Below are 21570 nucleotides of genomic sequence, written 5' to 3' on the forward strand. Positions count from 1 at the left end.
GTTGCGAGGGCTGTAGCAATACCCGTGCCTAAAAAAAACCACCTATAAAACAGTGGCTTGAAAAACAGGCGTCAATCATCTGCCTGTTCATCACCGTCTCGACGACTCATCCCGTACTTGCGCATCTTCTCCACCAGGGTGGTTCGACGGATGCGCAAGCGCTCGGCCGCACGGGCGACGATGCCGTTGGCGTCGTCCAGGGCTTGCTGGATCAGCCCTTGTTCGAGGTTGCCGAGGTAGTCTTTGAGGTCAAGCCCTTCCGGCGGCAGCATGGCGTTGGCACCGAAGTCCGGGGTATGGCCGTTGATGGCGATCCGCTCTTCCATGTCACTGCGCAGGCTGTCCACCAGATGCTCGTCTTCTTCGTCGACGTAGCGGAATTTCTTCGGCAGCTCGACCACGCCGATCACACCGTAGGGATGCATGATCGCCATGCGCTCCACCAGGTTGGCCAGCTCGCGGACGTTGCCCGGCCAGGCGTGGCGGCACAGGGACATGATCGCCGCCGAATTGAAGCGAATCGAGCCGCGCTTTTCGTGCTCCATGCGTGAGATCAGTTCGTTCATCAGCAGCGGGATGTCTTCTACGCGCTCACGCAGCGGAGCCATCTCGATCGGGAACACGTTGAGGCGGTAATAGAGGTCTTCGCGGAAGCTGCCGACCTCGATCATGCTTTCGAGGTTCTTGTGGGTCGCCGCAATGATGCGCACGTCGACGCTCTGGGTTTTGTTGCTGCCCACGCGCTCAAAGGTGCGTTCCTGCAGCACGCGCAGCAGCTTGACCTGCATTGGCAGCGGCATGTCGCCGATTTCGTCGAGGAACAGGGTGCCGCCGTTGGCCAGCTCGAAACGCCCGGCACGGCTGGTGATCGCCCCGGTAAAGGCGCCCTTCTCGTGGCCGAACAATTCGCTTTCCAGCAGCTCTGCCGGGATCGCCCCGCAGTTGACCGGCACAAACGGCCCGTCGCGGCGCTTGGAGTGATAGTGCAGGTTGCGCGCGACCACTTCCTTGCCGGTGCCCGACTCGCCGAGGATCAGCACACTGGCGTCGGTATCGGCCACTTGCTGCATCATCTGGCGCACGTGCTGAATCGCCCGGCTGGTGCCGACGAGGCTGCGGAACAGGTTGGGCTCACGGTGGCGACCACGCTCACGGGCCTGGTCGTACATTTCGCGATAGACCTGGGCGCGGTGCAGGGAGTCGAGCAATTTGCTGTAGCTGGGCGGCATTTCCAGGGTGGACAACACGCGGCGGCGCTGGTCTTCCGGCAGGTCGAGCGAAGAAATATCGCCCATCAGCAACACCGGAAGGAACTCATCCCAGGTTGACAGTGTCTTTAACAAGCCCAGAACTGCGCCAGGAGCGTTTACCGTCCCAATCAGCACACAAAGGATTTCACGGCTCGACGACAACGAGCTGACCGCCTGCTGCCAATCGTGGCTACCGCAGGGAAGATTTTCTTCGCCGAGAAAATTCAAAATCACCGCTAAATCGCGGCGGCGGACGCTATCGTCATCAATCAGCAGAATTTTGGTTTCACGCCACATGCAATAGCAACTTCCCTAGTAAAACGCTCCGCCCAGAGTGTGGGCTATCTAGATGCCTGTAAGACTTCTTACCTTACTAGACGTCTGAAATCTGAAAACAGCACTAGTTAAGTCAAAAATGCTGGCACAGTCAAATATATGACGCGCCGTTCGGATTAACTGCGCCCGGTCAACCGAACAGATGGTAAACCTTTGACGCATTTTCCGCTCGGTTGATCTGCGACATCTCTTCGAAAATCGCCTGGCGCTCGCCAGTCGTCACCTCAAGCAACTGCTGATAGACCGCCAACAAGCTCTCGAGCTTTTCCCGCAGGGCATCCTCGTCCACCGGCGCATTATTGAGCGCCTCATCAATCACCGCACGGCAGCCCATATCCAGTTCGCCGATAGCGTCCCAATTACGTTCAGCCAATGCGTCGACCAAAGCTTCGCGGGTTTCGTCAATCCGTTGCAGGGCGTGGCTCATGACATCTTCCTCAGGCCCAAAGGCCTACAGTGTTGCAATACCGTCCCAGCCTTCCTTGAGCGTAATCATCAGGCCGGCTACTTCGTCGATCATGGCGACATCGCTCTTGCTGTTTGCTTCCAGCAGGCGCGTGGTCATATAGGCGTACAGGTTATCCAGTTGCTGCAACGCCGCCGGGTCGTCAGTTTTTTCCGGGTTAAGGCCATCACGCAAGCCGATCAAGATGTCGATCGCCTTGCCCAGCAACAGGCCTTTTTGCGCGATATCACCACGAGCCATGGCGCCCTTGGCCTGAGCCATGCGATCCAAAGCGCCTTCCATCAGCATCTGGACCAAACGGTGTGGGCTGGCCTCGGAGACCTGGGCATGGGAATTGACCTTCTGATATTGGCGAAGGGCTCTCATGGGATTCATTTTTCTACCTCGTGACAGGCAACACTAAAAAGAATGGCTCTGGTAATTATGTCGACGGTATCGCAAAAAACTTTAAGCCGGCGGTCTGGCGCAGGCCACGCCCGACAAAGGTCATCACCTCGCCGTGCGGCCTCATTGAGGATCAACTGCTCTTCGTACTGTTCAGCGAATCGAGCGTGGTCATGACGCTTGTTCGTTGAGAGGTGAGCTGCGCAACCAGATTGTTCATCGTCGTGTATTTGGCGGTAAGGCTCGTCTTCAGCGCGGCCATGCGCGCCGTCAGGGTGTCCTGCTGAGTCTGCAGATCTTTGAGGTTGCTCGACAGCGTAGTTGAACGCGTGGCGAGGATACCGGTATTGCTTAGCGCATAGCTGTCAGTCGCCGATTTCATACGCGCCAGCAGGCCATTATCGCCGTTGAAGATGCCGCCGATGTCGGTAGGGTTAGCCAAGACCGCCGCACTGAACATTTTATCGTCAATGCTCAGCTTGCCGCTTGCCTGGTCAGTATTCACACCAAACTGAGCCAGGGACTTCAACGTTCCCGAACCCGACAATGCGTTCAACTGACTACGCAAAGCCGACTGCAGATTGCGCATGGTGGCATCGCCCGTCAGCGCAGAGCCCGTGGTAGTGCCATTAGCGTTGGTGGTGACTGCCGTCTCAGTGTTCATCGCGGTTACCAAGGCGTTATAGGTATCCACAAACCCCTTGACCGAGCTCTTGAGCGTGTCGGTACTACGTGTGACCGAAATGGTCGACGCTACCCGGTCGGCGTCGGTTTTGCCGCTAGCAGGCATTGCCGATACGCCCGTCAACTTGATACTCACGCCACTGATCGCGTCAGTCAGGTTGTTGCTCTGGGATTCCTGCGCGGTACCGTCAATGGTGTATTTCGCATTCTGCGGCGCACCCCCCAACACCGAGGTGCCAACTTGCAGGCCGGAGTCGCCGCCAATGGTAATATCCGTGCCGGCCCCGGTATTGGTCGACGTCATGACCAGGCGAGAGCCCGTGGAGTCGGTCAGGATGTTGGCACTCAAGCCTGCGCTCGTGTATTGCGAGTTGATCGAGTCGCGCACTTGCTGCAACGTCGCGCCCGCGGGCACATTGACCGAATAATTCTTACCCGATTGGGAGAGCGTCAGGCTGGTCGCTGAGGCGGTCGAGTTGATGACCGTCGACGCACCGCCCGCGTAAGTCTGGCTAGCGACCTTAGAGGCCGTCGCCAACTGGCTGACTATCAGCGAGTAAGTCCCGGTGGAGGCGCCGGCCCCCAGGGTGACGGTGGAAATGCTGGCATCCGAGGCGGTAGCCGTCATGCCGCCGATACTGGCGTCCTTGGTCATGTTGTCCATGGCACCGCGGAAAGCATCCAGCGCCGCTTGAATCTTGCCGATCGAGGACAACTGGGCGGTCGACGTCTGCGATTGCTTGTTGATCTGCGACTGCTTGGGTGCTTGTTCCGCGTTCACCAAAGCTGTCACGATCGACTCAGTGTTGATACCCGTAACCGGGCCGCTTACCGTGATATCACCCATGACTCTATCTCCTGATCGGGGCTGGCGCTTTCTTGACGGACGACGCCTCAAGCAGCTACAGCAACAAAATTCATGCCAGCTCAGACTTTGGCGTTAAACAACACGTTGCTGGGGTCGTGAAGGCTTTGTGCGAGTTTCAATGCCATTTCCGAAGGGATCTGACGAATGACCTCGCCGGTTTCGGTCGCAATGACCTTGACCACCACCTCATGGGTGGAGTCATCAATGGAAAAATCCAGGTTACGCTGGGTAGCCTGGACGAATTTGCGAATATCCGTCACCGCCTGTTCAAGGTCGGACGGCTTCGAGTCCTGCTTGGGTTCGACCGTGGCAACCGTAGGATCAACCTTGGTTTGCTGCGAGCCGCTGCTCTTTGGGGCAGGAGCACTCTGCGGCGCCGCTGCTGGATAAGACAGGTTCAACTTGACGCTCATGTCCATGTCCAATCTCCTCATCACGCAAAAGACAAAAGGGCACGTAAACGCGCCCTTCCGTCAGTCATCTACCGATGGCTATTACTGAAGCAGCTTCAGTACAGCAGAAGGCAGTTGGTTGGCCTGGGACAGGATCGCAGTGGACGCCTGTTGCAGGGTTTGTTGCTTGGTCAACTGAGCAGTTTCAGCAGCGTAGTCAACGTCCTGGATCTGGCCGCGAGCGGCAGTGGAGTTGTCGGCGATGCTAGTCAGGTTGGCAACGGTGTTGTCGAAACGGTTTTGTACAGCACCGAGACCGGCACGCTGGGAGTCGATGTCCGAGATCGCCTGGGTGATCACGTCGATCGCGTTTTGCGCGTTGGCAGCGGTAGTAACGTCGGTGTTGTTGACGGTGGTTTTGGTGGAGTTGGCAGCGGTAGCAACACCGGCAGCGAACACACCGGCTACACCCGCGCCGTTCAGCGCGTAGCTGCTGGAGGAGTTCAGCGAAACAGCACCGGTAGCAATGATCGCGGTGGCGGCCAGTGCAGTAGCAGTACCGTAGGTACCGGTGCCGTCTTTGGTTGCAACCGAGATACCAGCAGCACCGCCGTCACCAGCGTTGAAGGTCAGGTTCTCACCGGTGTCGGACTTGACCGACAGAGCGTCGGTCGACGAATCGTAGTTAACGCTGATGCCCAGCTTGGCAGCGTTGGACTTCAGTTGGTCAGCCAGGTCGGACGTTTTGGTCACGCCAGTGAACTGAACGGCTGTACCGCTGCCCACTTGCAGGGTGAAGTTAGCGTTCGGAGGAGTAGCCGCACCAATGGTAGCCGCGTTCACGGTGAACTGAGCTTCGGTGCTGGCGGTAGCAGCCAGGCCGCCGACAGCGCCGTTCATTTGAGCAGCGATCTGCTTGGCGGAAGCGCCAGCTGCCAGGGTAACGGTTGCAGACTGGCCACCACCGGTAACGGTGATCGCGCCACCGGCGATACCGGTTGCGGAAGGCGTCAGGGCCTGGGTTTTCAGTTGCTGCGAACCAATGTTGTTGGCTGCAACGTTACCGATGGACATGTCGATAGTCTGGTTGGCGTTGGCGCCGACCTGGAACGAAGTAGTACCGAAAGAACCGTCGAGCAGGTTCTTGCCACCGAAGGTGGTGGTGGTCGCGATACGGGTCAATTCAGCAGTCAGAGCAGAGTATTGAGCCTGGTTCGACTTACGGTCTTCAGGGCTTGGCGAGCCGTTGGCGGATTGCAGAGCCAGGGTACGCATGCTTTGCAGAATGTTGGTGGACTGCTGCATCGCGCCTTCAGCGGTCTGAGCAATCGAGCTACCGTCGTTGGCGTTTTTGATCGCAACGCCCAGGCCGTTGATTTGGCTGGTCAGACGGTTGGAGATTTGCAGGCCGGCGGCGTCGTCTTTGGCGCTGTTGATACGCAGGCCGGAGGACAGGCGCTGCATGGAAGTTTGCAGGGCAGTGGAAGCATTGTTCAGGTTTTTCTGAACGTTCAGCGAAGCAATGTTGGTGTTTACTGTTAATGCCATGACGAAATCCTCGTGGGTGGTGTACTGCGGCTTCCGGCCCTGGCAACCGCCGGGTGTGGCCTAGAGAACCTTCGTAATAGTTATCGTCGTGAATGCAGGTTGCTTGAGGATTTTTTTGATTTTTTTTACTAGCACGGGGCCACCCTTTGGAATTCAAGCATTTACGATCGCCTGCCGCCCCGTAAATACTGGGCTTTCTGGCGCCAAATAAAAAACGCCCAGGCTTTTTGAGCCTGGGCGTTTTTTGTGCCGCACCATCAGAGGATCACGGGCGATAGAGAATCGCCGAACCCCACGACAGGCCCACACCAAACCCACTGATTGCAACGCGCTTCCAGTCGGGGTCATTCATGCGTTTTTCCAGCAGCAACGGAATGCTCGAAGACACGGTGTTGCCGGTTTCGACCATGTCCTTGATGAACTTCTCCACAGGTGCATCTTCGAAACGCCGGGCCACGGCATCAACAATCGCCGCACTGCCCTGGTGAATGCAGAAGGCGTCGATGTCGTCGGCCTTGAGGCCCGATTCGTTGAGCAGCTCGTGCAAATGCGCCGGCACCTTGAGCAAGGCGAAGTTGAACACCTGGCGACCATTCATGAAAAACACGCCATCACTGACCTTCAAGTGTGGCGCGCCGGAACCGTCGGTACCGAACTTCGACTTGCCCAGCAACCACTCGGGGTCTTCCCCCATCCAGGTGGCGGTGGCGGCATCGCCGAAGAGCATGGTGGTGTTGCGGTCGTCCGGGTCGACAATCTTCGAATACGGGTCGGCGGTGATCAGCAGGCCGTTTTTCAGGCCGGTCGCTTCCATGAAGCCCTTCATCACATAGATGCCGTAGACATAGCCGGAGCAGCCCAGGGAGAGATCAAACGCAGCCACATGGGTCGGCAGGCCCAATTTGTCCTGAACGATAGCGGCCGTGTGAGGCAAACCCTCCTCATCGCCGTTCTGGGTCACGACGACCAGTGCGTCAATGGATTCGCGCGACAACTGAGGGTTGGCAGCAAACAAGGCATTGACCGCCTCGACGCACAGGTCGGAGGTTTCCTGCGCGGCATCCTTACGCGGCAGGAACGCCGAACCGATCTTGCCGATGATGAATTCTTCATCCTTGGCGAATTTGGCACCCTGGGCGTAGTTATCGATCCCGTCTGCCGGCACGTAACTGGCGATACTTTTTATGCCAATCATTGTGGCTTCCCAATACTAAATAGCTGGATAACACCCCTCGGACTATGCCGGGAGCGCTGAAAATAAAGGGGATAACCCCGTAAAAATTTCGCTGAAAGCCGCCACGCAAAGACCCGCAGGCGACTTATCCTTTTCACACGATACAGTGAAGATGCGCTTTATGACTCACAGGTCACTCAATTTTGTGCGCTTTGTGCAAAACCCTGCAACATTCCCGCCGCCAGAAACGACAACGGCCCACCTCGCTTCCAGGGTGAACCGCAGGTTTGCAGCCGCTGAAATTACATCTTGCTGAACAGGCTCAACTGAGAGATTCTCACGAAGGCCTGCTGCGAGGCCTGCAGCATGGTCTGCTGCAGTGTCAGGTCAATGGCGGCCTGCCCCATATCGACGTTCGCCAGCGACGACATGGTGGAGGTGTTGGCCAAACCCAGGCTGGTATTTTCCTGGCCCTGAATATCCAGGGCGTTCTGGCGCGCGCCAATGGAGCCACGTACCTGGTCGATCTGCGCCGAGGCATTGGACAAGTTGCCGATAGTGGTATTCAACACATCCTTGAGCGTGTTCTTGGCGACCTGGTTGCCATCGACAGGAACTAGCAGGGCCTTGCGCAATGCGCCCAGGGTATCCAGAGCATTCATATTCTTGTTGCTGGTGGCACCGACGGAGAACTGATCCCCCGCCCCCGGCGTACCACTCACACCAAAGGTCACACCGGCAGCGGTGATCGACGTCGCGCCCGTGGCCATGGTACCTGTGGCGATCGTCTTGCTGTTGGCCGTGTACGGCTGGGCGTACACCTCATAGGCGTTGCCGCTGGTGAACTTGACCACCGCCCCCGAGTTGGGGAAGGTGCTGGCGTAGGCCGCCTGATCCGTAACCTGACCGCCGGTCAGCTGCGCCGTGGATGCATTGCTCGCGGTCCGCGAAAGGCTGAATGTATCCGGCTTGCTTTCCAGGGTAAACGCCTTGCCCACCACCAACGCATCAGAGGCAGCCCCCGGCGCCACATCCGACCCAAGGTTCAGGCTGATATCAAACTTCACCCCACGCAGGTTGACACTGGAAGCGCCCTCCTTGGTCGCGTCAAATGTGCCGTTACCGGTGATCTCGGACGTGACATCGTTACCGGCATTGTCGGTCACACTGTATTGGGTGCTGCTGGCGAAAGTCAGCTTATAAGGCTGACCATCGGCAAAACTCTTGGTGTAAGCCGCGCCGGAAGTGACCAGCCCTGCCGAAATCGCAACCGTGCCGTCGTTGACCGACGGCGGCAACAGTGTGGTCTGGGTGCGACCGGTATTGGACGAACTCTCCAGCAAGGTCTTGCCCGTATCCCCTGCAGCAACCGTCAGGTTGCTCGAAACCTGCAGGCTCAGAGGCGTCTCATCACCCTGGTAGGTGTAGGTGCCATCGTTATTGCGACTGTAGGGCGGTGTATCGGTCTTGGCCCCGGAGAACATGTAGTTGCCGCTGGAGTCCTTGGTGTTGAGCAGGCCCAATACCTGATCCTCCAACGCCCCCACCTGACTGGAGATCGCCTTGCGATCATCATCATTCAGTTTGAGGTTACCGGCCTGCAACGCCAAGCCGCTGGCGGTTTGCATCACCGTATTGATGCTCGACAGGACGCTCTCTTCGTTGGTCAACGAGTTCTGCAGAGTGGTGATATTGCCGTTGTACTGCCCCAGCATGTCTTTTTGCTGTTGCAGCATCAGCAATTGCGCAGCGGCCACCGGGTCATCGGAGGCCGTTTGTACGCGGACACCGGAACTCGCCTGGTCCTGGGCCTTCACCACACCCGAATAGTTGTCCTGATACTTGCTGGAGCTGGTGTCGAAATACTGCTGTGTAGAGATACGCATCGTTCCAGACTCCTTTAAAGGGCGTTAATCAGTGTGCTGAAGGTTTCTTGCGCGGCCTTGATGATTTGCGACGACGCGGTGTAGTACTGCTGAAACTTGATCATGTCGCTCGCCTCCTCGTCCAGGTTGACCTGGGACGCAGAGTTGCTAGCCGCCTTATTTGCCGTCAGTAGGGCGCCAGTGGCGGTGCTGTCGGTGTTGGCCTGGGCGGCCTTGGAACCGACCTGAGACACCAGACGGCTGTTGGCGCTGACCAGGCTCACGCCCGCATTGCCATCCACCGCACCGACCGTCGCCTTGGTCTGCAAACCCAGCAACTGCTGCGCGTTGCGACCATCGGAGGTCGCGCCACTGTTGAACGAAAAGGTGGTGCTGTCGCCGTTGGCAGGCGCACCCGCCACGGTGGTATCGAAACTAAAGCTCTTGCCTGGAATCAACGCGCCAGTGGCATCGCGCATCGGCACATTGGCGGTGATCTTATTGTCCTGGCCCGGGATAATGCTGCCGGTGCCGATCGAGTTGCCCTGGGCATCGCTGAGCGTGTAGGGCTGGGTGCCGTCCGCCGCTGGCTTGCCGAACACCATCTTCACCGGCATCGAATTCTCGATCCCGGTGCGCAACTGAGCAGTAGTGGCGCCGCCATTGATGTCTATCGGCACCGTCAAAGTCGGTGCTGTAAATGTGCCAGTGCCGGTGTTGGTCTTGCTTGCATTACCGGCCAATGGCCCTGCAAAAGCCAGTTTGTTGGGGTCTGTGACGCCGACGCCGATGTTGCTGGCGCCCGTCGCCGTCGGGCGGACTTTGAAGCTATCCCCAGCAGCAACCGGCCCATTGCCATCCAACGCCAGTGTGAACCCGTCAATCACCGGCGGCGGCGTGGTGGTGGTGTCGAACGCGCCCATGGCTTTACCGTCGGAGCGCACCACGTTGTACTGGTTGCCGCTGGTGAAGGTGACCTTGTAGTCGAAGGTCGACAGCTTGCTGCTGTCGGCAATCGTCACGTTCAAGTTGCCCGACCCTGCGCTGTTACCCGCAGCCCCCTGGCTACGCTGGGCAATGGCCGTTGCGCTGTTGATATCGCTGAACAGCGAAGAACCGAAATCGCTGTTGAGATCCAGGCCCTGGCCCAACTGGCTGTTCACGCTGTCGGCGGTCGCAAGGGCGATGCGCCCCAGGTCGTTGATCGCCGGCGTCAGCACATCACTGCGATAGCGCAACAGGCCGCCGATGCTGCCGCCGGTCACCACAGAACCGATGTCCATCGACGTGCTGCCCATTTTGAGCTGGATGGTGTACTGGCTATTGTCGGTGCTGCTGGGCACGGCGGAAATCGTATTGGAGGTACTGCCCTCGACCAGCGACTGCCCCGTTCCGGTGTTGATGCTGTACTGGCCGTTCTTCTCAGTCGCGGTGACACCGATCAGCTCGTTGAGCGAGCGAACCGCTTCATCGCGCGCATCCAGCAGATTGTTCGGCGTACTGTTCGACGAACCCTGGACCTGTGATATCTGGTTGTTCAGCGAGGCAATCGAGGAGGTCAGCTTGTTGACCTGGTCACTCATGGTGCTCAACTGACTGTTGATGCCTTCGCTCTGCTGGGTCAGCTGTGAGGAAATCGAGTTGAAGCGGTTACTCAGGGTCTGGGCGCTGGTCACCAGCAGTTGGCGCGCGGACACATCGCTGGGCGTTGCCGCAGCGGTCTGTAGGGAGGCAAAAAACGAGCTGAGCGCCGAGGACATGCCGGTGGACTTGTCCGACAGGGTCTTGTCGATCGCAGAGGCCTGGCCCGCGTAAGCGGTGGCATCGCTGTTGAGCGAGGTGCTCTTCTGGTAGGCGGCCCCCAGAAAATCGTTATAAATACGGCGCACATCACCAAGGGTGGTGCCACTGCCGATATACACGCCGCCGTACTGGTTACTGACGCTGGCATTCTGCGTGGTCTGCTGGCGCGAGTATCCCGGGGTGTTGACGTTGGCAATGTTGTTACTCAGGACTGACAACGATCCTTGAGCGGCGTTTAACCCCGACATCCCGATATTGAGCAAACTCATGATTCAGACCTTATAAATGAGTGGTCGCGCCCGCGGCAGCGTAGTTCTGGTAGCTGTTCATCGTTTTGGCAATCTGCGAAATCTTGCTGGCGTAATCCGGATCGGTTGCATAACCGGCTTTTTGCAACTCGCGCGCAAACTGTTCCGGGTTGTCGGCTGATTTCACAACTTCTTTATAGCGATCATTGCTTTGCAACAACGTCACCAGGTCATGGAAGCTGTCCTGGTAGGAATCGTAGGAACGGAACTGCGCCGTTTCCTTGACCATTGCCCCATCGCGAAACTCGCTGGTGATCGCGCGGGCCTGGCCGCCCTGCCAGCTCTGGCCGGCCTTGATACCGAACAGGTTGTGGCTGCTGCTGCCATCCTCGGCGCGCATCACCGATTTACCCCAACCGGTTTCCAGGGCGGCCTGGGCCACCAGGTACTTCGGATCGACACCGATACGCGCCGCTGCGGCCTTGGCCATCGGCAACATGGTGGCGACAAATTCATCTTGGGAGCTGAAGGCTTTCTTCGCTGGTGCCAACGGCGGCTGGGCCACGGCGCGGCCGTAGACCTGCATGCGGCCGCTGGGCACGGCAGAACTGTGTGCGCTGCTGTTGATCACGTTGTCATCGAAGGCGCTGTTACGCAGTGGCGCGCGGTTGGCATCGATAGCGACCGGCGCAGTTGGCACGATGCCGGCGAGCAGTCGATCGGTCAGCTTGCTCGGCAAGGCGATACGGCGCTGGTTCATCAGCGCCACGTCGTTGGTGTGAGCGCTGGCGCCTTCGGCGACGGCCACGCGGTAGGCCCACAGCGGTCGCTGGCCATTGGAGCGGCCCAATGGCCCGGTCGCCTGGGTGCCGGCGGCGATTTCAGTCGGCACATCGACTTTCTTCACCGGTTCAGCCGCCGCCGGCCCCTGCAAGGTGGCCGCCTGGGCGTCCACCGGCTTGTTCTTCTGCATCTGGCGCATCAGCACGTCGGCCAGGCCGATACCACCGCCCTCGCGGGACATCGAGACGGCCAGTTGCTGGTCGTACATTTCCTGGTACTGCTTGGCAGCCGGGGTGTTCAGCGGGTTGTCCTTGCCCAGGGCCTCGGTGGCCGAGCGCATGGACTTGAGCATCTCGCTCAGGAACAGCGACTCGAACTCCTGCGCCACTTTGCGCATGTTGCCATCGCTGTTCTTGTCGGCGCCGACCTTGAGCTGATTAAGCCGGTTCAAGTCGGAATAAGACCCCGAGTCCGCCGTGCTGCTGATCCCGCTCTTGCGCATATCCATGGCCATGGCCTCAAATCACGATCAGGTCGGCTTGCAAGGCGCCGGCCTGTTTCAATGCTTCGAGGATCGCCATCAAGTCGCCGGGCGCTGCGCCCACCTGGTTCACCGCGCGGACAATCTCGTCCAGGGTGGTGCCGGGGCCGAACTTGAACATCGGCTTGGCTTCTTGCTGGGCATTCACCCGCGAGCGCGGTACCACGGCGGTCTGGCCATTGGACAACGGCCCAGGCTGGCTGACGATCGGGTCTTCGGTAATGGTCACGGTCAGGCTGCCGTGGGTCACCGCGGCCGGCGACACCTTGACGTTCTGGCCGATGACGATAGTGCCGGTGCGCGAGTTGATAATGACCTTGGCCACCGCCTGGCCGGGGTCGACCTCAAGGTTTTCCAGGATCGACAGGTAATCCACGCGCTGGCTTGGGTCCAGCGGCGCGGTAACCCGGACCGAGCCGCCGTCGATAGCCTGGGCGACGCCAGGGCCGAGCATGTCGTTGATCTTGTCGACCACACGCTTGGCGGTGGTGAAGTCGGAACGGTTGAGGTTCAGGGTCAGGCTGTTGCCCTGGTTGAAGCCGCTGGGCACGGTGCGTTCAACCGTGGCGCCGCCGGGGATACGACCGGCCGACGGCACGTTCACCGTAATCTTCGAGCCGTCGCGGCCTTCGGCGTCAAACCCGCCCACCACCAGGTTGCCCTGGGCGATGGCGTAGACGTTGCCGTCGATACCTTTGAGCGGCGTCATCAACAGGGTGCCGCCGCGCAGGCTTTTCGAGTTACCGATGGACGACACAGTGATGTCCACTACCTGACCCGGCTTGGAGAATGCCGGCAAGTCGGCGCTGATCGACACGGCCGCGACGTTTTTCAGCTGCGCGGTGCCTGAACCCGCCGGCACCTTGATGCCGAACTGCGAGAGCATGTTGTTGAAGGTCTGTAGGGTGAACGGGGTCTGGGTGGTCTGGTCACCCGTACCGTTGAGCCCGACCACCAGGCCATAACCGATCAACTGGTTGGAACGCACGCCGGAAATGCTGGCGATGTCTTTCAGGCGTTCGGCCTGGGCGACTGCGCTCAGGGACAGCAACAGTGCCGCCGCCATCAGCTGTTTGAATTTCAAAGTGGCCACCTAGAAAGGGAACAGCGGGCTAAGGAAGAAACGGTCGAACCAGCCCGGCTGACTCGCATCAGCAAACGAACCCGTACCCGAGTAGGTAATGCGTGCATCGGCAATGCGCGTCGACGATACGGTGTTGTCGGTGGCAATGTCGTCGGCACGGACCATGCCGGCGATGCGCACCAGTTCGTCACCGCTGTTGAGGGTCATCCACTTCTCACCGCGCACGGCGATGATGCCGTTGGGCAATACATCGGCCACCGTCACGGTGATCGAACCGGTCAGGCTGTTGTTCTGTCCAGCAGAGCTCTTGCCGTTGGTGGCACGGTCACCGCTGTAGCCTGCGCTCAAGCTCAAGTCACCACTGCCCAAGGGGTTGTTGGTGTTCGGCACGGCGCCGAACAACGAGGTCAGGCCAACACTGTTCTTGCTGGTCTTGTCCACTTGGGAGTTGGCGTTCTTGCTGGCCGTGGTTTTCTCGTTGAGGGTGATGGTGATGATGTCACCGACCCGGAACGCCTTGCGGTCGCCGTACAGGTTCTGTTCGAAACCGGCCTGGTAGATCGAGCCGTTATTGGCCGCCGCCGGCAACGGCGTGCGCGGCAACACCGGCGCGTAGTACGGGTCATTGGGTTTTGGCGTCGGGGCGACACAGCCCGCGAGCACGGCAATCCCACTTAATGCCAGAACGGAAACATAGCGATTCATGACCCTAACCTCACGGTGTTGCAGGCGCCCTAAGGAGCGCCCCATAGACTTGATTACAGATTCTGCGTAACGAACGAAAGCATCTGGTCGGCGGTGGAAATCACCTTGGAATTCATCTCGTAGGCGCGCTGAGTGGTGATCATGTTGACCATCTCTTCCACGGTGCTGACGTTGGAAGTTTCCAGGGTGCTTTGCAGCGTGGTGCCGAAGCCGTTCAGGCCAGGGGTGCCGATTTGCGGTGCACCACTGGAGGCGGTTTCCAGGAATAGGTTGCCACCTATGGCTTGCAGGCCGGCCGGGTTGATGAAGTCGGCGGTTTGCACGTTGCCGATCACTTGCGACGCCGGGTTGCCAGCCACGGTGATGGACACGGTGCCATCGTTGCCGACGGTGAAGGTCTGGGCATTGGCAGGCACGACGATGGCCGGCTGCAAGGCAAAACCGTTGGCCGTGACGATTTGGCCGTTGGAGTCCAGGTGGAAAGTACCATCTCGACTGTAGGACGTAGTCCCGTCTGGTTGCAGGATCTGGAAGAACCCTTTGCCGTTGATCGCCATGTCCAGAGGCTGACCGGTTTGCTGCAGGTTACCGGCCGTGAAATTTTTCTGGGTGCCGACGATCTGCACACCGGTACCCAATTGCAGGCCCGACGGCAGTTCGCTGTCCTGGGTCGACTGGGCACCTGGCTGGCGCTTGATCTGATAGAGCAAGTCCTGGAACTCGGCGCGATCACGTTTGAAGCCCGTGGTCGAAACGTTCGCCAGGTTGTTGGAAATAGTGGTCAGGTTGGTGTCCTGGGCAGACAGACCTGTTTTGGCAACCCATAGAGCCGGAAGCATGCTGTTCTCCTTCGTGCGCCTGTTTGTTGGCGCTGCGCCGCAAAATTAGTATTCAGTGAAACCGCAATCAGCTCATTGCCAAAACGCGCGTCATGGCCTGGTCGTCTTCTTTAGCGCTGTTCATCATCTTGATGTGCAGCTCGAACTGCTTGGAAAGCGCCAGCACCGCAGTCATTTCTTCCACCGCATTGACGTTGCTCGCCTGCAGGAAACCCGAGGTCAGCTTGACGCTCGCATCGACCTGGGCCGGCTGGCCGTCCTTGGTGTGGATGGTGCCGTCCAGGCCTTTGGTCATGTTCTTGACGTCGGGCTTGACCAGCTTGATCCGATCCACTTCAGCCATCACCCGTGGGCCTTCACCCATCGCGCGAATGCTGACGGTGCCGTCGGCGCCCACTTCAATCTGCTGCTGCGGCGGCACGGCGATCGGGCCACCGTTGCCCATGATCGGCATACCATTGCCGGCCCGCAGCACGCCGAGCGCATCAACATTCATGCTGGCGCTGCGCACGTAGGCTTCGCTGCCATCTGGGGTTTGCACGGCCATCCAGCCGTCGCCGCCGACCGCCACATCGAGGTCACGACCCGTTTCGATCATGGCGCCCGGAGAGAAATCGGTGGCGGGCCGCTCGGTCAGGGCAAAGGCCCGCGCCGGAAAGCTGTCGCCGAACACCGGTATCGAGCGCGCCTGCTCCAGATCGCGCTGGAAGCCGTTGGTGGAAATGTTCGCCAGATTGTTGGCATGGGCCTTCTGCGCCAGAGCATTCTGGCTGGCGCCGGTCATTGCCACGTAAAGGTACTTGTCCACGCTTTATCCTCTTTCTGACGGACGCTTGCCGCCCACCGCTGTACTGATAAGACTTAAGCAATTTGCGAACCAACTTTCTAAAAGCGCAGAAAGTCCAGGCGGGGCAAGGGTTTGCGGCAAGGCGTCGAAAAAGACCGGCCCAGGAGGAGTCGAAAAAACGGCGGAGTTATGCCGCTGACGGCAAAGGTTGGAGTCCTACGGGTGTTTTCCAAGCACTCAAGCGCGACGGCATTGGATGGTCGCGGATGAAGCCGAACCGCTGAAACACTTGGCAAGCCACTGGGCACTTGCCCTCCTCCCCGGTCATCTCGAAACGACTGGCGCGAAGTTTTATTGTCCACCCATTACAAACCCCAAAAAAGCCGCCTACCTGACGGCACCGCAAATGAGTGAGCACATATGTAGTTCTCTTGTTTTTTATAACAACCAGACAAACCCAACCCCAAACAAGAATACTCCGATAGCCTTTTACATTTACTGATCAAAACCCGCTTGGCGATTAAATACAGCTCTCGTAACTTCGCTCCATCGCAAAGCAGTCACGACTACTTTACGATCATTCGCGCCTTATCAACTTATTCGCACTTAAGGGTATTTAAATGTCTGGCACTTGCAACACTCCTTCTATGCAAGCAGCAACAAACTGGCAAATACAATTTCTTTATAACAACCTTCTCAACATAGTCGAGTCGTTAAACACCCGGCCTTCGAAACAACGACGTCCGCTGGAGACACGCCCAGAGTTAAACCCAAACAATTACGCGAAAAACAGGGATTGGGAAACGCCATGCTGTGACGTCAATCCAACGGTCTTCGCACTACAAAAACTGCTGCAGAGCCTCCCGACCAGGACCTTTGAAGCCGACTTTGGCGTGTCCGCTAACGATGTGCGCAGCGGTAAGTTCGGCCCCTTGTCGCGCAGCGCACTCAAAGAACTGGAAAAACTGGATAAAAACCAGGATTACCGAATCGTCTCAATCTCTAAAGAAGAGAATGAAAGGATGAGTGGCGGCGTATTTTGGGTTCCGCAAAAAGGTGGCGCCGCCATCGAAATCGAAAGTCGCAAAGAGGGTAGATTATTTCCACCCCATGGCTCGGCGTTGCTCGAACACATCGACCTGTCAATCCTCAACCCCAAAAGTACCAATGAAGGGATATCAACCGACGCACTGAGATCCGGAAAGTACGGAGCGCTGTCCCCTGACATTACTAAGAGCCTTGAGGGACTGCCGAAAGACAAGAACTACAACCTGGGCATACTCTACCCCACCCATCCGGATCAAGAAGCCAATCTGGCCTGGATAGAGAAGGAGACGGGTAGCTCCATCGTCATAGGCCCGGACAGGGGTTTCCTGGTGTTTTAACGCTGCCTGCCACCGCAGAACAACCTGAACATAGCGCCTTTCAAGTGCCGTGTTCAGGACGCTTGCCAGCACTTTCCTTGCTCATGCCATAGTCCCGCAACTTGTTCGCAATCGTTGTATGGGAAACGCCCAAGCGCTTACCCAACTGCCGACTGCTGGGATGTTCGGCATACAGACTTTCCAGCACGGCCCTTTCAAAACGACCGACGATGGCTTCCAGGCCGCCTTCCAGGGAAAAATCGCCAAGGGGCTGACGCACGCCGTAGTCCGGCAGGCGAATGTGTTCAGCCTTGACCGTCCCGCCCTCACACAACGACACCGCCTGAAACAACACGTTTTCCAACTGCCGTACATTGCCCGGCCAGTGGTAATGGCTGAGCCGATCCATAGCGGCCGGGGCCAGTTTGGGCAACGGGCAGCCGATCTGTCGGCTGGCTTGGTCGAGAAAGTGTTCCACCAGTGGCCCCAGACCATCGAGGCATTCGCGCAGAGGCGGGATATGCAGCGACAGCACGTTCAGGCGGTGATAAAGGTCCTGGCGGAATTCACCCCGCGCGCAGAGTTCCGAAAGGTCCACCTGGGTTGCGCAAATCACCCGCACATCCAGGTACACCTCTTCATCACTGCCGACTCGGCGAAAGCAACCGTCCTGCAGGAAGCGCAGCAACTTCACCTGCAACCGTGCGCTCATTTCCCCGACGCCATCAAGAAACAACGTACCGCCCGCTGTCAGCTCCAGCAGCCCCAGCTTGCCTTCGGCCCGCGCCCCTTCAAAAGCGCCGGGGCCGTAGCCAAACAGTTCGGTCTCGGCCATCGACTCCGGCAGGCCGGCACAATTGAGGGCCATCAACGGTGATTGGCCACGGGGGCTGGCCAGGTGACAGGCGCGGGCAAGCAGCTCCTTGCCGGTGCCGGTTTCGCCCTCTATTAATAGCGGCGCATCCAATGGCGCCATGCGCCGCGCTTCACGAACCACGGCAGCCATGACCTTGGAACTCTGGAAGATACTGTCGAAGCCACGCAGTTCCTGCTTGCGCACATTATAAATACGCTCACCGACGCGGTCGGCACGGTGCAGGGTCAACACCGCGCCGGCCATGGCTTCGCTGTCGTCGTGTTCGGCCGATTGCAGCGGCGCGATGTCCGCCAGGAACACGTCACCCTTGACCTTGACCCGCAGGCCATTGATCCGCGATTTGCTCGCGCGCACCAGCTCCGGCAAATCGAAATCCTCGGCGTAGCGCGACAGCGGAATGCCCGGCACCTCGTCCACCCGCACCCCGAGCAACTGCGCGGCCGCACGGTTGGCGGCGACGATCGAGCCGCCCATGTCGATGGACAGCACTGGAAACTCCAGGGCACCGAGCAGCGCATTGAGCTCCATATGCCGACGCTCGCTGGGCATCAGCCCTACACGCTTTACACCAAACACCCCGGCAATCGCCTCGAACTTTGGGCGCAACGCCTGGAATTGCATGTTCACCAGGTTCGGGCAAAACAGGTAAATGGCGTTGCCATGCTCACCGCCGACCTCGCCCTTGGCGACGTTGACGCCGTACTCCACCAACAGGTTGAGAATGTCCCGCAGGATGCCGATGCGGTTCTGGCAATGCACTTTGATACGCATGAAAAGGCCCGAAGAAGAGTAGGCGCCGCGTCTTTTTGTCGCTGGGCGCAGATAATCGTCAAGATTATGTGACACCTGGCGACCTTTTTACAGCCCAACACATCGATTAGCGGCCCATCCGTAACGAATACTTTACGAATAGCAGTAAATTTTCCTACAACCTCCTCGCGCAGGCGGATGGAATCTCGCTCCAGCCGGGTTATCAATACGTACATCGCAGGACATAACAAGAACGAATGCCTAGCAGGAGAGCCGTATGAAGCAGACGCACTACGTGGCCCGCGAGCCCGATGCGCAAGGTTTTATCCACTACCCGCCGGAAGAACATGCGGTGTGGAACACCCTGATCACGCGCCAGTTGAAAGTGATCGAGGGCCGCGCCTGCCAGGAATACCTGGACGGCATCGACAAGCTCGGCCTGCCCCTGGATCGCATCCCGCAACTGAGCGAAATCAACACGGTGCTGGCCGAGACCACCGGCTGGCAAGTCACCCGCGTGCCAGCGCTGATTCCCTTCCAGACGTTCTTCGAATTACTCGCCAACAAGCAGTTTCCGGTGGCGACTTTTATTCGCACCCACGAAGAATTGGACTACCTGCAAGAGCCAGATATTTTCCACGAAATCTTCGGCCACTGCCCGCTGCTGACCAATCCCTGGTTCGCCGAATTCACCCACACCTACGGCAAGCTCGGCCTCGCGGCCACCAAGGAGCAGCGGGTGTACCTGGCGCGCCTGTATTGGATGACCATCGAATTTGGCCTGGTGGACACGCCCGCCGGTCGGCGCATCTATGGTGGCGGTATTTTGTCGTCGCCCAAGGAGACGGTGTACAGCCTGTCGTCCGAGCCCAAACATCAAGCCTTCGATCCGCTGGAGGCGATGCGCACGCCGTATCGCATCGACATCCTGCAACCGCTATATTTTGTCTTGCCCGAGCTCAAGCGCCTGTTCGACGTAGCGCAGGAAGACATCATGGGCATGGTCGAGCGTGGGATGCAGCTGGGTCTGCACACACCGCTCTTCGCACCCAAGCCCAAAGCCGCGTGAACCGTAGGTTTTGACGCCAGGTGAATCTGTTCCCTGGTCCCGCGTTGCTTTAGGGTGACGCCACTGACGACCGTTTTCCAAACACTCGAATTCAGGACACCCCCCCATGACGACCTTGAACCAAGCCCACTGTGAAGCCTGCCGCGCCGATGCCCCGCAAGTCAACGATGAAGAACTACCGGTGCTGCTCAAACAGATCCCCGACTGGAACATTGAAGTGCGCGATGGCGTCATGCAGTTAGAGAAGGTTTTCCTGTTCAAGAACTTCAGGTTCGCCCTGGCCTTTACCAACGCCATGGGTGCAATCTCCGAAGCTGAAGGCCACCACCCAGGCCTGCTCACCGAGTGGGGCAAGGTCACGGTGACCTGGTGGAGCCACTCCATCAAAGGCCTGCACCGCAACGACTTCATCATGGCCGCGCGCACCGACGAAGTGGCCAAGGGTGCCGAGGGCCGCAAGTAATGCATTTTGATGCGATTGGCCGCGTGCCCGGCGACCCGATCCTCGGGCTGATGGACCTGTATGCCCAGGATGCCAACCCGAACAAGTTCGACCTCGGCGTGGGCGTGTATAAGGACGACCAAGGGCTGACACCGATTCCCCCTTCGGTGAAGCGAGCCGAGCAGCGCCTGGTGGAACGGCAAACCACCAAGACCTACATTGGCGGCCACGGCGACGCCGCGTTCGGCAGGTTGATCAGCGAGCTGGTGCTCGGCGCCGAGTCCGCGCTGCTGCGTGAACACCGCGCCGGCGCGACCCAGACCCCAGGCGGCACCGGAGCCCTGCGCCTGAGCGCCGACTTTATCGCCCACAGCCTGCCCGGCCGCGGCGTATGGCTGAGCAACCCAACCTGGCCGATCCACGAAAGCATCTTCGCCAAGGCCGGGATCAAGGTCAGTCACTACCCTTACGTCGGCGCGGACAATCGGCTGGATGTGGGCGCAATGCTGGCGACCTTGTCCACGGTGCCCGAGCGCGACGTGGTGCTGCTGCACGCCTGCTGCCATAACCCGACCGGTTTCGACCTGTCCCAAGAGGACTGGCGCCAGGTCTTGCAGATCGTGCGCGAGCGCCACCTGCTGCCGCTGATCGACTTCGCCTACCAGGGCTTTGGCGACGGCCTGGAGCAGGACGCCTGGGCGGTGCGGCTGTTCGCGGCCGAGCTGCCGGAAGTGCTGATCACCAGCTCCTGCTCGAAGAACTTCGGCCTGTATAGCGACCGTGTCGGCGCGCTGATCGTGTGTGCGGCGAATGCCGAGAAACTCACGGATGTACGCAGCCAGTTGGCAAATATCGCGCGCAACCTGTGGTCAACCCCACCGGACCACGGCGCGGCAGTCGTCGCGACGATCCTCGGTGACGCCGAGCTGAAGGCGCAGTGGAGCGGCGAAGTCGAAGCGATGCGCGCGCGCATTGCGCAGTTGCGCTCCGGACTGGTCGAGGCCCTGGCGCCACACGGGCTGGCCGAGCGGTTTGCGCATATCGGCGCGCAACGTGGGATGTTTTCCTATACCGGCTTGAGTGCCGAGCAGGTCAAGCAACTGCGCGCGAAGCACAGCGTGTATATGGTCAGCTCGGGGCGGGCGAATGTGGCGGGGATCGATGCAAGGCGATTGACCCTGCTGGCGCAAGCGATTGCCGATGTCTGCAGCGTCTGACTGACGAAACCGGCACCCCATGTGAGAGCGGGCTTGCTCGCGATAGCGGTGAATCAGTTGCCAAATACAGTGACCGACACTGCGCTATCGCGAG

At 59.1% G+C, this 21570-nt stretch carries 19 protein-coding genes; 4 read left to right on the forward strand and 15 right to left on the reverse strand.

Annotation, left to right across the window (positions count from 1 at the left end):
- Positions 1-71: 71 nt before the first annotated feature.
- The 14 genes from P3S72_RS22000 to P3S72_RS22065 all read right to left on the reverse strand — a co-directional run bounded on the left by P3S72_RS22000 (position 72) and on the right by P3S72_RS22065 (position 15778).
- Positions 72-1547 carry a sigma-54 dependent transcriptional regulator gene (locus P3S72_RS22000; protein WP_276194211.1) on the reverse strand — a complete coding sequence of 492 codons (1476 nt, stop codon included), beginning with the start codon at positions 1545-1547 and terminating at the stop codon, positions 72-74.
- 169 nt (positions 1548-1716) lie between these two features.
- Positions 1717-2013 (reverse strand): flagellar protein FliT, encoded by a 297-nt coding sequence (locus tag P3S72_RS22005; protein WP_276194212.1) that lies wholly within the window; start codon positions 2011-2013, stop codon positions 1717-1719.
- 24 nt (positions 2014-2037) lie between these two features.
- Entirely contained in the window at positions 2038-2427 is a 390-nt protein-coding gene (fliS, locus tag P3S72_RS22010; protein ID WP_053257313.1) for a flagellar export chaperone FliS, read from the reverse strand.
- Positions 2428-2569: 142 nt separating this feature from the next.
- Positions 2570-3967: a flagellar filament capping protein FliD gene (gene fliD / locus P3S72_RS22015; protein ID WP_276194213.1), complete on the reverse strand. Its 1398-nt coding sequence runs from the start codon at positions 3965-3967 to the stop codon at positions 2570-2572.
- A gap of 80 nt (positions 3968-4047) precedes the next feature.
- Positions 4048-4407 carry a flagellar protein FlaG gene (locus tag P3S72_RS22020; protein ID WP_276194214.1) on the reverse strand — a complete coding sequence of 120 codons (360 nt, stop codon included), beginning with the start codon at positions 4405-4407 and terminating at the stop codon, positions 4048-4050.
- A gap of 75 nt (positions 4408-4482) precedes the next feature.
- Entirely contained in the window at positions 4483-5928 is a 1446-nt protein-coding gene (locus P3S72_RS22025; RefSeq protein WP_276194215.1) for a flagellin, read from the reverse strand.
- A gap of 265 nt (positions 5929-6193) precedes the next feature.
- A complete protein-coding gene (locus tag P3S72_RS22030) occupies positions 6194-7123 on the reverse strand; it encodes a ketoacyl-ACP synthase III (RefSeq protein WP_276194216.1) in 930 nt (309 codons plus the stop codon).
- Between the two features lie 281 nt (positions 7124-7404).
- Complete coding sequence (locus P3S72_RS22035) at positions 7405-8988, reverse strand: flagellar hook-associated protein 3 (RefSeq protein ID WP_276194217.1); 1584 nt, start codon at positions 8986-8988, stop codon at positions 7405-7407.
- A gap of 14 nt (positions 8989-9002) precedes the next feature.
- Positions 9003-11039 (reverse strand): flagellar hook-associated protein FlgK, encoded by a 2037-nt coding sequence (flgK, locus tag P3S72_RS22040; protein ID WP_276194218.1) that lies wholly within the window; start codon positions 11037-11039, stop codon positions 9003-9005.
- A gap of 10 nt (positions 11040-11049) precedes the next feature.
- Positions 11050-12315 (reverse strand): flagellar assembly peptidoglycan hydrolase FlgJ, encoded by a 1266-nt coding sequence (gene flgJ / locus P3S72_RS22045; protein WP_276194219.1) that lies wholly within the window; start codon positions 12313-12315, stop codon positions 11050-11052.
- A 4-nt stretch (positions 12316-12319) separates the two neighbouring features.
- On the reverse strand, positions 12320-13408 hold the full coding sequence (locus P3S72_RS22050) for a flagellar basal body P-ring protein FlgI (RefSeq protein ID WP_276197975.1): 1089 nt from the start codon (positions 13406-13408) through the stop codon (positions 12320-12322).
- Between the two features lie 27 nt (positions 13409-13435).
- Complete coding sequence (flgH, locus tag P3S72_RS22055) at positions 13436-14131, reverse strand: flagellar basal body L-ring protein FlgH (protein WP_276194220.1); 696 nt, start codon at positions 14129-14131, stop codon at positions 13436-13438.
- Positions 14132-14184: 53 nt separating this feature from the next.
- The gene (gene flgG / locus P3S72_RS22060; protein ID WP_276194221.1) at positions 14185-14970 is read right to left on the reverse strand and encodes a flagellar basal-body rod protein FlgG; all 786 of its coding nucleotides are present in this window, start codon (positions 14968-14970) and stop codon (positions 14185-14187) included.
- A gap of 67 nt (positions 14971-15037) precedes the next feature.
- A complete protein-coding gene (locus tag P3S72_RS22065; RefSeq protein WP_276194222.1) occupies positions 15038-15778 on the reverse strand; it encodes a flagellar basal body rod protein FlgF in 741 nt (246 codons plus the stop codon).
- 599 nt (positions 15779-16377) lie between these two features.
- On the opposite strand from P3S72_RS22065, the gene P3S72_RS22070 reads away from it, so the two are divergent.
- Complete coding sequence (locus P3S72_RS22070) at positions 16378-17142, forward strand: hypothetical protein (RefSeq protein WP_276194223.1); 765 nt, start codon at positions 16378-16380, stop codon at positions 17140-17142.
- A gap of 40 nt (positions 17143-17182) precedes the next feature.
- Here the strand turns inward: P3S72_RS22070 and P3S72_RS22075 are convergent, their stop codons facing one another.
- On the reverse strand, positions 17183-18769 hold the full coding sequence (locus P3S72_RS22075) for a sigma-54-dependent transcriptional regulator (protein ID WP_276194224.1): 1587 nt from the start codon (positions 18767-18769) through the stop codon (positions 17183-17185).
- Positions 18770-19025: 256 nt separating this feature from the next.
- Here P3S72_RS22075 and phhA point away from each other — a divergent pair, with 256 nt between their 5' ends.
- The 3 genes from phhA (at position 19026) to P3S72_RS22090 (ending at position 21476) form a co-directional block, all read left to right on the forward strand.
- Positions 19026-19817 (forward strand): phenylalanine 4-monooxygenase, encoded by a 792-nt coding sequence (gene phhA, locus P3S72_RS22080; protein ID WP_276194225.1) that lies wholly within the window; start codon positions 19026-19028, stop codon positions 19815-19817.
- Between the two features lie 106 nt (positions 19818-19923).
- Positions 19924-20280, forward strand: coding sequence for a 4a-hydroxytetrahydrobiopterin dehydratase (locus P3S72_RS22085; protein WP_276194226.1), 357 nt, complete (start codon positions 19924-19926; stop codon positions 20278-20280).
- Entirely contained in the window at positions 20280-21476 is a 1197-nt protein-coding gene (locus tag P3S72_RS22090) for an amino acid aminotransferase (protein WP_276194227.1), read from the forward strand. The genes P3S72_RS22085 and P3S72_RS22090 overlap by 1 nt, the downstream gene beginning before the upstream one ends.
- Positions 21477-21570: the final 94 nt, after the last annotated feature.

Source organism: Pseudomonas sp. D3 (assembly GCF_029320995.1).
Classification (GTDB): Bacteria; Pseudomonadota; Gammaproteobacteria; order Pseudomonadales; family Pseudomonadaceae; genus Aquipseudomonas; species Aquipseudomonas paraveronii.